The following is a 14,838-nucleotide window of genomic DNA, read 5'->3' on the forward strand; positions in this document are numbered from 1 at the left end:
TCAGTGCGTTTATGCAATATTACAGAGAGAATGCGAGATATTTAGAGAGAACGTCCCATTTTGTGGAACGAGTTGGCTTAGATCATATGAAGAAAGTGGTTCTTGAAGACGAGGAAGGTTGCAAAGCTCTTATTGAAAGAATGGACGTAGCTCTTTCAACTGGAAAAGATCCATGGAAGGAAATAGTTGAGAAAGAAGAATTACAACAAGAATTCAAAAAGAAGCAAGTAGAAGTGCTTTCATAATTTTTTAATACTAGGGGGAGACGATGAGTAAAATAGATACTATAAAAAAGATAGAAGTGGCTGCATTGTCAGATTTAACGGTTGGAATCGGACAAAGGGTAAATGTAGATGGAGAAGAGATTGCGCTTTTTAAACAAAAAGATGGTACTGTAAAAGCGATTCAAAATAGCTGTCCGCACAAAGGGGGACCACTATCGGAAGGAATCGTCAGCGGTGAACATGTATTTTGTCCCCTTCACGATTGGAAAATTAACGTGAATGACGGGCAAGTGCAAGCACCAGATGTAGGTTGTGTGAAGAAGTATAAGGTAGACGTCAAAGAAAAATTGGTTTATATATATTTGTGAGTTAGTGAATGGAGGAGCATGCGCCTTGGGGGAAGGCGCATGCTTTTTGTGTGGGAGGGGGTATTGAGCTAGGTGTGACCGTCATCACAACCTCCACAAAGTTTCTCTGATACTCTTATAAAAAAGAGGAGGTATTCATATGGAACATATTTGTGGATTAGCAGGTAACGCTTCAATCGAATTGTGTCGCCCACTTAGAACATTGAAAGAAGAACATACACCATTACGCGAGCAAATGGAGTTTTTGTACAATTTATCGGTTTCAATAGAAGAGGAAAAAGATAGAGAAAAGATGAAGGAGCAGTTGGGAAATTTACGAGATGGAATCGTCGAGTTTGTTAGTCAGTTGGATCCCCACTCTGAAAAAGAAGAAGGCGTGTTATTTCCAATGGTGGCCAAATACACGGGGAAAGATGTAGGCCCCATTGCTGTGATGGAATATGAGCATGATCAAGCAAAAAGTAATTTACGAACGTTTCTAGAAAAAACATCTCAGTTAGAAGCAGAAGTAGCCATTAACGAGCTCATTCAAATGACTCAACTGTATAATGAAGCGTTTCATATATTACAAGGGCATTTTATGAAGGAAGAGGAAATTTTGTTTCCGATGGCAGAGCAATTACTGAGTAATGATGAGAAGCAAAGCTTGGATATACAAATAAATTCAAAGTAATGATATGGAGAGAGCTCGTATTCAAAAGCGTGTTCTCTTTTTAATTTTACCCCCCATCCGTATTTACGTTTCTAAAAATTCCCTTTATAATGAATTTTGTGTGAAATAATCTTACAAGTCTCTTGACTTTTTGTTTATAGAAGGAGGAGGAAGGCTTTTGCCTTTGGAAAAAGGGGAATTAAAGAAAACGGTTGAGTTGGAAAAGGGCTGGAGCTTTGAGCAATATATTCATAAGATGAAAGGGGTTAGTGCACAAGATCAAGCTGTTCGCTTAACAGACTCTTTGATTTCAGCAGGTGGCGGTTTGATTACGATGATCATTATAAGCATTCTTGCTGTTAGCCTAGGTTATCCAATGGCATTAGGTCCTATCGGCGCTACCTGTTTACTCGTTTTTGCAGCATACGAAGGTCCATTTTCCCAACCGAGGCATATAATCGGGGGACATATTCTTTCAACGGTTGCCGCATTATCGATTTGGGATCTATTCGGAAGGTCTCATATCACAATTGGCATTACTTTAGCAGTTGTGGTCCTTCTTATGCTGATTACTAAGATGATGCATCCGCCTGCTGCAGCTAGTGCGATCGTAGCTATTAACTCACAGGCTGGTTGGGGGTTGTTGTTAACCATTGTGATAAGTGCAATTATCGTCGTAGGCATCTCGGTTTTATATAATAATTTGTTTGAAAGTAGAACGTATCCTCAACGATGGATATAACTCAAAGTGCTATGGATCTCATTTCCATAGCACTTTTTCAGTTATTTGTCCTCAAATAACAGGTTTCCAACTAAAAAGATACAAAAGTATAACAATCAGCAACAAACATAAGGCCCCAATAAAAAACAAAAAAGAAGGTGATACAGCTAAAGCTCCAGCAAAAAATGACCCAGTAATAACACCAAAAGAAAAACATGCGTAAAACAGGCCAAATGCCTTACCGCGTTTTGCTTCCCCGGAGTGCTCGACAACCGTCGCGCTAGTCGATGGGAAAATAAAAGCAAAACCAATCCCGTAAATCATCATTGCAAGCAGCAAATGAATAAAGGAAGCAGAGAGAGATAAGCTCACTAAAGCCCCACATATTATTACTAGCCCAATAGTCATTAGATGGACATTATTCCATTTATCAAAAAGAACGTTCGTTGGAAGAACAAAGATAAGGATAGCTACCAGTCCAAATACACTTAATAATGGGCCGGTTAATTCGGCGCTTAGTTGCAGTTCTTCTACTTTTAATGGCAGAGCGAATGTGAGAATTCCTAATGTGAACATTAATAAAAAGATTGATGTGTATGAAAAAAGCATCGGTTTTGTCAGCTTAAGCGAAGTTATTTGAGGAGACGCTGCCTTAGAGCTGATAACTTGAAGCTCTTTTACAAAAAAGATAGCAAGTACCGCACATCCTATCATAAGAACCGTAAGCATGAAAAATAAATAATCATACCCGAATCTTCCACTAATAATCGCCCCAAGTGCCGGGCCTGCAATAGCGGCAATTCCAACAGAAGCTCCAGAAAAAGCCATAATCCGGCCTTTTGACTCAGAAGTTTTTCTTGAACCTAAATACGTAAAAGCTGCAGGGACGATCAACCCCCCGGCTAGCCCATGAAAAAAACGAACGTAGGCTAACTGTTGCGGTGTTGTCACAATAGAATAGAAGAACAGCACGATTCCAACGAAGATCATTCCCACACATAAAACTATTTTAGGTCCACTTCGATCGATCCAATACCCGGATACAATATTTCCAATAATATTTGAAAAAGAATAGAGTCCAATAATAATTCCGACTAACATAGGTGTAGCTCCTAAACTTATAGCAAAGGGAGCAATAATCGGAAGCTGTGAAAAAGTATCGATAAATGCCACGATTATAATAATATAAAGCAAAGCCATAAACGTCACCTCAAGGTTACAATTTATCTACGTAATTTGATTAAAACAATCATGGGCAAATTAAGCAATCATTGTCGAGTATTTTTAAAAACATAGACAACATAAAGTGAGGAAATGATGAAAAGTTTAGGTGGATTTACTTACTTTAAAAAAATAAGCAAATTATTTTGTTTCGTGTTTAGAAATTGTTACTATAGGTTTGTAACTTCAGCAAGAAAGGATAAATCTACATGTCAAATATACAAATACCTGTATCTGTTTTAAATTTAGCTCCCATTCGGAAAGGACAGACTGCAAAAGAAGCGATTGATTCGATGGTCGATTTAGCCCAAGTGACAGAAGAAATGGGATATAGTCGTTATTGGATTGCAGAACACCATAATATGCCGACCCTTGTTAGTTCAGCAACACCAATTTTAATTAAACATACGTTAGAACATACAAAGAAGATTAAAGTAGGTTCGGGTGGAATTATGCTGCCGAACCATTCTCCATTAGTAGTTGCTGAACAATTTGGAACGATGGCAGCGATGTACCCTGAGAGAATTGATCTTGGACTTGGGCGTGCGCCTGGTACAGACATGATGACAGCAAATGCTCTTCGACGATCAAAAAACGATACAGTCTACACGTTTCCTGATGATGTGAATGCACTGCTTACTTATTTTGGACCTGAGGAACGTCAAAGTTACGTCAAAGCCTATCCCGGAGTTGGCACGAATGTACCGATTTATATCCTTGGATCATCGACAGATTCAGCTTACTTAGCGGCGAAATTAGGCTTGCCTTATGCATTTGCTTCCCACTTCGCTCCAAGACATATGGAGGAAGCAATCTCGATTTATCGCAGTCGGTTTGAGCCATCCGAATACTTGGATGCTCCATATATGATGGTTTGTTTAAACGTAATTGCGGCTGAAAGTGATGAAGAGGCCCAATATGAATCAACAACGATGAAGCAATTTTTCCTAAATGTTGTACGTAATTCTCAAACACCGTTAAGTCCACCGGTGGAAGACATGGATTCGATTTGGAGTCCACAAGAAAAAGAAATCGCTATGTCGATGTCGAGTGTAACATTCATGGGTAGCAAAGAATCGATTAAACAACAATTAACCGATTTCCAAGGGAAGTATAACGTTAATGAATTAATGGCTGTGTCCTATATTTACGATCAAGATAAGCAAAAACGTTCTTATGAGATTTTTAAAGAAGTAGTAGATGGCAAATAAATAAGGAGACTTTTATGGAAATTGGTGTTAGCACATTTGTAGAGACCACACCCGATGTAGAAACCGGAAAAGTGGTAAGCCACGCGAAGAGAATACGTGAAGTAGTCGAGGAAATTATATTAGCTGATCAAGTCGGTCTAGATGTCTTTGGTGTCGGTGAGCATCATCGCGAAGATTTTGCCGCCTCTTCTCCAGCTGTAGTTCTTGCAGGAGCAGCCGTGCAAACGAAACGAATAAGACTAACAAGTGCGGTAACAGTGCTTTCTTCGGCCGATCCAGTACGAGTGTTTCAGGAGTTTGCAACGCTTGATGCAATTTCAAATGGCCGTGCAGAGATCATGGCAGGGAGAGGCTCGTTTATTGAATCGTTTCCGTTATTTGGCTACGAGCTAAAAGATTATGATGAGCTCTTTAATGAGAAATTGGAATTGCTATTAAAAATACGCGAATCAGAAAAAGTGACGTGGAGAGGTGGGCATCGTCCAGCGATTAATAATCTAGGAGTATACCCTCGACCAGTGCAAGATCCTTTACCTGTTTGGATTGGCAGTGGTGGGAATTCAGAATCCGTCGTTCGTGCGGGGCTCCTCGGACTGCCACTAGTCTTAGCTATCATTGGCGGACGGCCAACCCAGTTTGAGCCTCTTGTACGTCTTTATAAAAGGGCAGCTGCTAAAGCAGGTCATGATGTATCGAAGCTGCCTGTTGCTTCACATTCTCACGGCTTTATCGCTGAAGAGACAGAAGTGGCAGCAAATAAATTTTTCCCATCAACACAGCATGTCATGAACAAATTAGGACGAGAGCGTGGCTGGGGCCATTATGACCGATCCAGTTTTGATGCGGCTCGTAGCTTTGAGGGAGCGTTGTATGTAGGAGACTCCAAAACGGTCGCAGAAAAAATAATTCACCTTCGTAAAAATGTAGGAATCACACGCTTCATGTTGCATGTGCCTGTTGGATCCATGCCACATGATGATGTGATGAGAGCGATTGAACTGCTGGGGAAAGAGGTAGCTCCAATGGTTCGAAAGGAAATTTCTAAGTGGGAAGCAGAAGGCGAAGGGAAGTAATATTCCATAAGACCAACTAATGGTTATAACTTCCACACTGCGCTCCATAATTTGGTTTGTTTTGTTAAATTTCGGGTAAAGTAATAGTAATGAATAAGTAGAATAATGGAGGGTTTTATTTTTATGGCTAGCCAAACTGGTTCGATTGTTCAAGAATCATTAGACGCATTGTTAAAGGATTCTAGCTTTTTACCTGAATTACAAGATAAATCAAGAGAACAAGCTTTTGCCTCATTAGCTTCCATTCTTTCAACCCCTAACAAAGTACATAAAGCTTTTTTACGAATATCTCTAGACAATGGGAAGATTGTACGAATTCCTGCTTTTCGTGTTCAGCATAATAACACGCTTGGTCCGTATAAAGGAGGGATTCGTTTTCATGAAACGGTAAAAGAGGAAGAAGTAATAAACCTTGCTGCCTTAATGACACTAAAAAATGCTCTTCATGACGTCCCTTTCGGAGGTGGGAAAGGTGGTGTTGTCTTGACACCAAGAGATCACTCCGCAAAAGAAATTAACTTAATTTGTCAAAAGTACGTTCATTATTTTAGTGATATTTTAGGTCCGGACAAAGACATTCCTGCACCAGATATGGGTTCTGGTGATCGTGAAATGGATTGGATGATGGCTGAATATAAAAGCATTCGTCCAGGTGAACCATACAGAGGAAGTTTCACAGGGAAAAGTATCATAAATGGCGGCTCATTAGGGCGAAGGGAAGCAACTGGAAAAGGTGTGTACTTTTCGTTTCGCTATATGCTCCATGACTTCTTAAAAGAGCAACAGACCTTTTTAACAAATACGGGGAACAAATTTGCAAAGACGTTATTAGGTTATACGGATAAACCGATGACTTGTGCTGTTCAAGGTTTTGGGAATGTCGGTTCCGTTGCAGCTCTTGAAGCTTATCAGTGCTCACTTTTGCAAAATAAAGTGGTTGCAGTTAGTGATCGAAATGTTATGCTTTATAATTCTGATGGCTTAGACATCCCTGCTTTAATTAATGTTACCGAAAAAAATAAAGGGGACCTTCCGACATCAGATGAGCAATTATCTCAGGCTGGAATTAAAGCGGTGATTCATGAGCGAGATCAAGTGTTAGAACTTGATGTAGATGTATTAATTTTAGCCGCGTTACAAGATCAAATACATGAAGATAACATGAAGGACATTAAAGCGAAATTTATTGTAGAAGGTGCTAATGCTCCAGTGTCAGGTAGAGCAGATCAATATTTAAGTGAAAAAGGTGTCATTATCATTCCAGATATTCTTGCAAATGCAGGAGGGGTAATCGTTTCTTATTTTGAATGGCTTCAAGGCCGCGAAACACAATTTTATAATGAAGAAGAGGTTTTTAAACTGTTAGTTGATAAGATGAAAGCAACGATGGATGCGATTCTTCCACAATATTTTGGAGATCCCTTCCCATTACGTCAGAATTGTTATATTCATTCTGTTTTGAAATTGAGCACGGTGTTATATCGTCAAGGGAAATTGTACTAATAATAAAAAGGTCCTGCTTCAGTGATTCAAAGAACACCTGGGGCAGGACCTTTGTAACCTATGATAAAGGGGATAGAAAAGTATGAGTGAGCTTTAGCAAACTCACACTGACAAGAACAAATTCAGACAATTTTCGGAATTTATTGTGAGAAATATAGGGAATGCAATAATTTGGTTGTATTATTTGACGATCTCATTTATGATAATCTCAATAACTTTACGAAAATGAATCAGTTATAGCTAGACCTTTTCGTTTGTTGAGGTCTATTTTGTTTGGTTTATATTTTTATATAAAGGAGAAGAAAGCCTTGTTTCAATGGAAGAATATTTTTAAAGGTATGACGATGGGTGTAAGTGATCTTATCCCTGGAGTAAGTGGTGGAACGATTGCGTTAGTTCTTGGAATCTATCAATCGTTACTTGCTACAATTAATGGTTTATTTTCAAAGGAATGGAAGAAACATTTGATGTTCTTGATTCCATTAGGGACCGGGATTGTTATTGCGTTATTAACGATTAGTCATTTAGTTGAATGGCTTTTAGCTGAATATCCTCAACCAACATTTTTCTTTTTCTTAGGGTTGATAATAGGGATTATTCCTACGCTGCTAAAAGATATTGATTATAAAAATAATTTTTCGTCTATTCATTATGTACTCCTTGCATTAGGTGCGATTATTGTAGGTGCTACATTTTTTGTCAAAGATAATGAATTAGCAACAGTAATGAGTCAGCTAACTTGGACTGATTATACTTTATTGTTTTTTGCTGGATGGATTGCTAGCTCTGCTATGATTTTACCTGGTGTTAGTGGATCATTTGTATTTTTGCTACTGGGCGTGTATCCAACAGTTGTTAATGCGTTATCTACGTTTAATATCCCTGTCATTTTAACAGTAGGATCAGGAATTGCGATTGGATTAGTGATAACAAGTCGATTAATTACTTTTCTTTTTAAAAAGTATCGAACGAGCACTTATGCGTTAATGATTGGCTTTATTATTGGTTCGATTGTCGTGATTTATCCTGGGATGGCAGGCGATAGTTTTTTATTATTTATTAGTGTACTTTCTTTAGGAATGGGTGGAATGAGTGCCTATTTATTAAGTTATTTTGAAGTGAAAAAAACAGTTGTAAAATTAAATCATTAGGAATTTTAGAGCCCCCTGTGTTGAGATTACACAGGGGGCATTTGTATATAATGAGGCTTACATAACAACCCGTCATGCTAAATAATTAGCAGATAAAGGCGCACACTAATAGCCAATGGAGGTGAACATACATATGGAAAATAAGCCAATTCATTATGATGGAAGTATGCAAAATGAAGAAAACTCAGGGAATGAAACAATAAGTGAACCGTTTAAACTGACTGATGAAATCAGATTAAATATTGTTGGAAATCCTTATGGAAATGAGAATAATGAGTAGGGATTTGAGAGGGTGTCTTGTAGTTGGAGGCATCTTTTTTTTATTAGGATGGAATGAGGAATTTTGCAAAAACTAGAGTGCATAATAATATAGAGAGGTTGAGTAAAAATATGACTAAGATATTATATATTACGGCACACCCGCATGATGACACGCAATCCTTTAGTATGGCAGCAGGAAAGGCATTTATCGACATGTATAAGGAAGTAAACCCGGACCATGAAGTGGAGAATGTAGATCTGTACAAAGAAGACATTCCTCATATTGATGTCGATGTGTTTAATGGTTGGGGGAAGCTTCGATCTGGACAGGGATTTGACGATCTTTCGGCTGATGAAAAAGCAAAAGTTGGTAGACTCTCTGAATTATGTGAGCAGTTTATTGCAGCAGACAAATATATTTTTGTGTCACCTCTCTGGAATTTCTCATTCCCACCAGTACTCAAAGCGTATATTGATTCTGTTGCTGTTGCTGGCAAAACGTTTAAGTATACAGAGCAAGGTCCGGTAGGCTTATTAACTGATAAAAAAGCGTTGCATATTCAAGCCAGAGGCGGGGTTTATTCAGAAGGGCCTGCAGCACAAATGGAGATGGGGCATCGTTACCTGTCAATCATTATGCAATTCTTCGGGGTTCCTTCCTTTGAAGGGTTGTTTGTAGAAGGCCATAATGCAATGCCTGATAAAGCTCAAGAAATTAAAGAAAATGCGATTGCACGAGCAAAAGATTTAGCTTATACATTTTAAGTTAGTAGAAGTATGTACTATTTGAGAGAGCTTGTCCTTACCAATGAGGGCAGGCTTTTTTAGTTGGACTAGTTTTGTGGCAAAAATAGAAAAACTGAGGTTGAATAAGTACCCTCGTTTTTACAGGCGCTTTTTTGTGTACATAGAGTCCCAAACACCATTCTTAGACGAATGTCATACATTATTATGATGTTAATAGAACGGCTAGTCAAATATCGCAGGGAGAGAATGAAGTTGATGAACCGTGATGTAACTGAACAACTGTCAAATCAAGTAGCACAGGTAGAACAGCTTAGAGCAACAAATGGTTTTTACGAAGTGAATGCGAATCTGTCTAATTCTGTTTTGCCAATCGTGGACCGTTACACCCAATCGGCTTCAGTCCAGCAATCTTTTTACTTGAAACACTTCAAGGTGGAGGATATATTTTGTATGCAAGACACGCTGAAGCAAGTATGGGAGTCGATCAACCAAACCTTACCTTTCAGGATTGCTCAACCCAAAGGAACCTTTCAGAAGTTGGTAGAAGTCAAGCAGCGACATATGGGGAGGTCATTCGCAGAGCTCGTATTCCTGTCATGTATCCGGTTCTTGCTAGCCCTTTCTGTAGGAGTAGAGAAACGGCTGCATGGGCTTTTGGGGGAGGTTATGTTCAAGTTGACCCTTTTTGGGTTGACATCTATCTATTGGATGATTTGAGCATAGTGGAACAGAGAAGAGTCTTAGCCAACCTCCAGTCTTACTTAGAAATGGAACCGACACCTGGTAACAATAAAGTAATTATCGCTCACAGCTTTCCTCCAGGCGTAGGTTTGAATGCTCTGACTAATATGGGAACAGTTGTCGTGAGACCGCGGGGGCAAGGAAATGGGTATGAAGTAGTTGCTCATTTGACTTTAGAGGATATGGTGAATTTGGGTCAGTAGTAGAAATTAAGGGTAGATTTTGGGTTCCTGTCCCAGCGTTATTGAAGTGCTTAGAACAGGAACCTATTTTACGAGTGGGGGTAGGTATTGTAGTGTAAGTCGTAATCTACGACGAGTAAATCTATAAACTCTCATTAAATAATCAGTTTCCAGCCCCGCGGTATTTCTTCACTCCCGCATTCCACAACATAACCGCGATTGCTAAAAACACGATACCCATCACCGGTGTTAAAAATGCATACACATACCATTCTTCCCTTTGAAGGAAATAAGCAGCGGGATACACACCGACAAAAGCAAACGGCAAAATCCATGTTAATACAAAGCGAATCACGTTATGGTAAATATCGACTGGGTACCTGCCGTAGTTTCCAATGTTATACATCATCGGCATAATGTCCGTACGACTATCCGACCAGAAGCCAATGCTAGCAAGAGAAATAAAAATGCCAGCATAAATAAAGGCCCCGCCTAAAACCATGGCGATAAAAATGAAGATATCATACCAAGCAAAGGTTAATCCTAGGCTTGAGCCTGCATAGTACATAATTGCTAGGCCTGTAATAACTCCGAATAATGACTCTAGCTCCATTCGCTCCATTATAATTTGAAATAGGCTATGAATCGGTCTAGTTAAGACACGGTCCATTTCCCCTTTTACGATATAGCGTTCATTAAAGTCCCAAATGTTAAAGAAGGATGAAAAGATCGCGTAAGGAACTAGGAAAAATCCATAGATAAAGATAATTTCTTCACGATTCCATCCACTAAGTAACGTCGTATGTCCAAAGACAACTAAAATAAAAACTAGATTTACAGCTTGAAATAATAAGTCAGAAAAAATTTCAACTACCGTATCTACACGATAAGTTAATCTTGTTTTCAAATACTGAGAGGCATATTGAAAGAATATAGAAATGTAGAACATTTATTAGCCTCCTTGAACAATCAACTGTTTTTTTGCTAGTGCCCATAACAGTTGAATTGGAATGAATAGAATAAGTGCCCAAAATGCTTGTAACAGAACAGCCGTATAAATCTCTCTTCCTATGAATCCTTCTGTGAAAATCATACTAGGAATATAGCTGATCGCTTGAAACGGCAAATACATCATGACAGATTGCGCCCAAAGCGGGTAAAAAGAGATTGGTAACAATAGGCCTGAAAACAAATCAATGACAACACGTTTCGCCCGAATCAACCCTGAGTTATTAAATAAGAAAAATGTCATAATTCCTGTAAGTAAGTTAATTTGTGTATTTACAATGAAACTAAAGATTAGTGAGATAAAGAAAAATACCCATGTTGAAAAACTAGCAGAAAAACTAATCGGGAAGACGAGCGCAACGATGACCATACCCGGTACGGAAAAGAACAAGAGTCTAAATAAGCCTTCTCCTAGTCCTTGCATTGTTTTCATACCCAAATAATTATAAGGACGAATCATTTCAATTGCCACTTTTCCATCTTTAATTTCATTGGCAATTTCCCGGTCAATATTATTAAAGTAGAAGGCTCTAGCCATCCACGCAACAGCGACATACGTTGTCATTTGCAGAACCGATAACCCTTGAATTTCTTCTTGTCCTCCATAAATTGCTGACCATAAAAAGTAATAGGCACCAATGTTAATGCTGTAAATTAATATTCCACTATAATAGTTCGTTCGATAAGCGAGCATCATTAGAAAACGAACTCGGATCATTTCCATATATTGACTCATGAGATGGCCATTCCTTCTTCATAAATCTTTCGAATAATCTCTTCAGTTGAGATTTCATTAATACGAACATTTTTAATCGGGTTGTTTTGCACGACTTTACTAATTAGTTCAGAGACCGCTTGCTCATCTCCATTTACAGTAGCAAGCCAAGTCGTTGCATCTTTTTGTTGCCAATGTACCTGTGGTGAAGAAGGCAGTGTCGCAGAGAGAACCTCTGTTAAAAATTCAAACTCAACTTGTTTTCCCTCGACTGCATTTGTTTGGAGTTGATTCAGTTTTCCATCATAGACGATTTTTCCTTCATCTAATAAGACGACTCGTTCGCAAAGAGCTTCGATATCTGTGATATCATGTGTTGTAAGGATGATGGTCGTTTTATACTGTTCATTAATCTCTTTTAAGAACTTTCTAATTTTTAATTTTACTAACACATCTAGGCCAATTGTTGGCTCGTCCAAAAAGAGGAGAGGAGGATTATGAATAAGAGCTGCCGCTAATTCACAACGCATACGCTGACCTAATGAAAGCTTTCGTACCGGTTTGTCTAATAAAGGACCAATTTCTAATGTTTCAATCACATGGCCCATATGGTTGTTATAATCTTCATCGGACACTCGGTACACCTTTTTTAATAATCTAAATGACTCCTGGACGGCAATGTCCCACCATAGTTGTGATCGTTGCCCGAAAACAACACCAATTGTGCGAACGAATTGTTCACGTTCTTTATGTGGGTTCATCCCATTTACGACAATCGATCCAGAAGTTGGCGTTAAGATCCCTGTTAACATTTTGATTGTCGTCGATTTGCCAGCTCCATTCTCGCCGATGTAGCCGACCATTTCCCCTTGTTTCACCGTCAACGAAATATTATCAACAGCCGCAAGTACTTTATAATTTCTTGTGAACAGGTCACGGAATGCTCCAGATAAACCAGAACGGCTAGAATAAGATTTAAATTCTTTTCGTAAATTTGTTACTTCAATCACGTTCATCGTTCTTCATGCCCCCTTTAGCAATAAAAGTGTGTCATACTTTTTAAAAGCAAAATATAGTTTAACTTGTAGACGCCATTCCAGCAAGTATGAGATGTTAAAGGGGGATAAGATTTTGAGCAAATTACTTGAAGGTTTTGCTTGATTCGCATTACAGTTAGGATGAAAGGCTCTAAAATATTCATAAAAATTAAAAACTGTATATTATAGAGGAAATATTGTATTTATAAAGAAGTACTTACATAATAAAATGAATTGTAAGAGGTCAAACTACTTACTTAGTGAGGTGTAAATTGTGCAAAACAATAACGTGAAAAGTACAGAACAGCCTAAAGTGCAGAAAGCGGTTACAGTTACATATTCGAGAACGAATCCGTTTCAAGCGGAAATTCTTAAAACGTATAATTTGAATAAACCTGGCTCTAAAAAAGAAACACGGCACATTGAATTATCTTTAAAAGATTCAGGTCTTTCCTATGTACCTGGGGATTGCCTTGGTGTTTTCCCAGAAAACGACCCTGAATTGGTGAAAACACTACTTACTGAAATGAATTGGGATGCAAAGGAAAGTGTAACGATTAATAAAAAGGGTGAAACACTACCTCTAGGTGAGGCGTTGAGCACGTATTTTGAAATTACATTATTAAACAAGAAGATTGTGCAGCAAGCAGCACAATTCACAGAAAATGAGGATATTCAAAAGTTAATTCTGCCGGAGAATAAAGATCAACTAAAAGAATATATGGATGGACGTGACTTGATCGACCTATTACGTGAATTTGGACCATGGGATGCGTCAGCTCAAGATATTGTTTCCCTATTAAGAAAAATGCCCCCACGTCTGTATTCAATTGCTAGTAGCTTAACAGCTCATCCAGATGAAGTCCATTTAACTATTGGTGCAGTTCGATACGAAGCTCACGGACGCGAACGCAATGGAGTTTGTTCTGTCCAGTGTGCAGAACGTGTTGGCGAAGGAGATACACTTCCAGTATTTATTCAGCAAAACAAACACTTCTACTTACCAGAATCAACAGACACAGATATTATTATGGTTGGTCCAGGAACAGGAATTGCCCCATTCCGTTCTTTCATCGAAGAGCGCGCAGTAGCGGGGGGAGAGGGTAAGACTTGGTTATTTTTCGGTGACCAACACGAGGCGACTGATTTCCTATACCAAGATGAATTGGAAAAATATAAACAAGATGGAGCACTAACCAAGCTAGATACCGCGTTTTCCCGTGATACCGATAAGAAGGTGTATGTCCAGCATAAAATGCTTGAAAATAGCAAAGAGTTGTTTGAATGGTTAGAAGCTGGTGCATTCTTTTATGTGTGCGGAGATAAGCAGTACATGGCCAAAGACGTTCATAACGCACTAATTGATATTGTTGAAAAAGAGGGCGGCATGAGCCGTGAAGCCGCGGAAGAATATGTAACCGAGATGCAAAAAGAAAAGCGTTATCAGCGTGATGTATATTAAATGAAATTTTGGAGGCAGGAATTATTCCTGTCTCTTTATTCTTTTTTTATATCCAATGTGACATTACTCATAGATGAAAAAAAGCAAGTAAATTAAAGTGGTTGATAACTTCTTAACTTAATACTACCCCATTAAGTTTAAATTTTTCGAAAACAAAGTGACAAGGAGGAGTACAAAATGAAAAAAATAGATTTACCAATTGTCTACTCATGCTCAGGTTGTTCTTCAGCCGCACAAACAGCAAACATGATTGCGGTAAAAATGGATCGTGAAAAAGTAGCGGAAATGTCTTGCATTGCTGGTGTTGGCGGCGATGTTAAACCACTTGTAAAAACGGCAAAGTCAGGACGAGAAATAATCGCCATTGACGGATGTCCCCTATCTTGTTGCAAAAGTTCGCTAGCTAGACATGATGTTGCGCCAAAGCATTATTTTGTATTGTCTGACTTTAACGTCCCAAAAAGAAAAGGAGAAGACCCGAATCTGACGCTATTTATGGATACATATGATCAGATTTTAAAGCATGTTAAAAAGTAGGGTCAAACAGTTTTGGTTTCCTCC

At 38.6% G+C, this 14,838-nt stretch carries 17 protein-coding genes; 13 read left to right on the forward strand and 4 right to left on the reverse strand.

The features are described from left to right. The 4 genes from AC1FXP_RS21920 to AC1FXP_RS21935 form a co-directional block, all read left to right on the forward strand. The coding region (locus AC1FXP_RS21920; RefSeq protein WP_480064057.1) for a hypothetical protein at window positions 1–245 on the forward strand (245 nt) is incomplete at its 5' end. A gap of 23 nt (window positions 246–268) precedes the next feature. Continuing rightward, window positions 269–592, forward strand: coding sequence for a nitrite reductase small subunit NirD (gene nirD / locus AC1FXP_RS21925; protein ID WP_480064058.1), 324 nt, complete (start codon window positions 269–271; stop codon window positions 590–592). 139 nt (window positions 593–731) lie between these two features. Beyond that, a complete protein-coding gene (locus AC1FXP_RS21930) occupies window positions 732–1,265 on the forward strand; it encodes a hemerythrin domain-containing protein (protein ID WP_480064059.1) in 534 nt (177 codons plus the stop codon). 157 nt (window positions 1,266–1,422) lie between these two features. Beyond that, complete coding sequence (locus AC1FXP_RS21935; RefSeq protein ID WP_480064060.1) at window positions 1,423–1,986, forward strand: HPP family protein; 564 nt, start codon at window positions 1,423–1,425, stop codon at window positions 1,984–1,986. Between the two features lie 51 nt (window positions 1,987–2,037). Here the strand turns inward: AC1FXP_RS21935 and AC1FXP_RS21940 are convergent, their stop codons facing one another. Further along, entirely contained in the window at window positions 2,038–3,165 is a 1,128-nt protein-coding gene (locus AC1FXP_RS21940) for an MFS transporter (RefSeq protein ID WP_480064061.1), read from the reverse strand. 230 nt (window positions 3,166–3,395) lie between these two features. On the opposite strand from AC1FXP_RS21940, the gene AC1FXP_RS21945 reads away from it, so the two are divergent. From AC1FXP_RS21945 to AC1FXP_RS21975, 7 genes are all read left to right on the forward strand, one after another. Continuing rightward, the gene (locus AC1FXP_RS21945; RefSeq protein ID WP_480064062.1) at window positions 3,396–4,397 is read left to right on the forward strand and encodes an LLM class flavin-dependent oxidoreductase; all 1,002 of its coding nucleotides are present in this window, start codon (window positions 3,396–3,398) and stop codon (window positions 4,395–4,397) included. Between the two features lie 14 nt (window positions 4,398–4,411). Beyond that, complete coding sequence (locus tag AC1FXP_RS21950) at window positions 4,412–5,470, forward strand: LLM class flavin-dependent oxidoreductase (protein WP_480064063.1); 1,059 nt, start codon at window positions 4,412–4,414, stop codon at window positions 5,468–5,470. A gap of 123 nt (window positions 5,471–5,593) precedes the next feature. Next, window positions 5,594–6,973: a Glu/Leu/Phe/Val family dehydrogenase gene (locus AC1FXP_RS21955; RefSeq protein ID WP_480064064.1), complete on the forward strand. Its 1,380-nt coding sequence runs from the start codon at window positions 5,594–5,596 to the stop codon at window positions 6,971–6,973. A 338-nt stretch (window positions 6,974–7,311) separates the two neighbouring features. Next, complete coding sequence (locus AC1FXP_RS21960; RefSeq protein WP_480064087.1) at window positions 7,312–8,124, forward strand: DUF368 domain-containing protein; 813 nt, start codon at window positions 7,312–7,314, stop codon at window positions 8,122–8,124. 133 nt (window positions 8,125–8,257) lie between these two features. Further along, the gene (locus tag AC1FXP_RS21965) at window positions 8,258–8,404 is read left to right on the forward strand and encodes a hypothetical protein (protein WP_480064065.1); all 147 of its coding nucleotides are present in this window, start codon (window positions 8,258–8,260) and stop codon (window positions 8,402–8,404) included. A gap of 110 nt (window positions 8,405–8,514) precedes the next feature. Continuing rightward, entirely contained in the window at window positions 8,515–9,150 is a 636-nt protein-coding gene (locus AC1FXP_RS21970; RefSeq protein WP_480064066.1) for an FMN-dependent NADH-azoreductase, read from the forward strand. A gap of 428 nt (window positions 9,151–9,578) precedes the next feature. Beyond that, window positions 9,579–10,076: a histidine phosphatase family protein gene (locus AC1FXP_RS21975; protein WP_480064067.1), complete on the forward strand. Its 498-nt coding sequence runs from the start codon at window positions 9,579–9,581 to the stop codon at window positions 10,074–10,076. Between the two features lie 142 nt (window positions 10,077–10,218). On the opposite strand, the gene AC1FXP_RS21980 is transcribed toward AC1FXP_RS21975, so the two are convergent. Genes AC1FXP_RS21980 through AC1FXP_RS21990 form a run of 3 tightly spaced genes read right to left on the reverse strand, consistent with a single transcriptional unit; the run spans window position 10,219 to window position 12,794 of the window. Beyond that, window positions 10,219–11,004: an ABC transporter permease gene (locus AC1FXP_RS21980; protein WP_480064068.1), complete on the reverse strand. Its 786-nt coding sequence runs from the start codon at window positions 11,002–11,004 to the stop codon at window positions 10,219–10,221. A 3-nt stretch (window positions 11,005–11,007) separates the two neighbouring features. After that, a complete protein-coding gene (locus AC1FXP_RS21985; RefSeq protein WP_480064069.1) occupies window positions 11,008–11,799 on the reverse strand; it encodes an ABC transporter permease in 792 nt (263 codons plus the stop codon). Then, on the reverse strand, window positions 11,796–12,794 hold the full coding sequence (locus AC1FXP_RS21990) for an ABC transporter ATP-binding protein (protein WP_480064070.1): 999 nt from the start codon (window positions 12,792–12,794) through the stop codon (window positions 11,796–11,798). Before AC1FXP_RS21990 ends, AC1FXP_RS21985 begins: the two co-directional genes overlap by 4 nt. Before the next feature lie 295 nt (window positions 12,795–13,089). Between AC1FXP_RS21990 and AC1FXP_RS21995 the strand changes: the two genes are divergently transcribed. Both AC1FXP_RS21995 and AC1FXP_RS22000 read left to right on the forward strand, forming a co-directional pair. Continuing rightward, complete coding sequence (locus AC1FXP_RS21995; RefSeq protein WP_480064071.1) at window positions 13,090–14,277, forward strand: sulfite reductase subunit alpha; 1,188 nt, start codon at window positions 13,090–13,092, stop codon at window positions 14,275–14,277. A gap of 177 nt (window positions 14,278–14,454) precedes the next feature. After that, on the forward strand, window positions 14,455–14,814 hold the full coding sequence (locus AC1FXP_RS22000; protein WP_480064072.1) for a putative zinc-binding protein: 360 nt from the start codon (window positions 14,455–14,457) through the stop codon (window positions 14,812–14,814). Window positions 14,815–14,838 lie beyond the last annotated feature (24 nt).

Source organism: Halalkalibacter sp. HAAS-P013 (assembly GCF_056619925.1).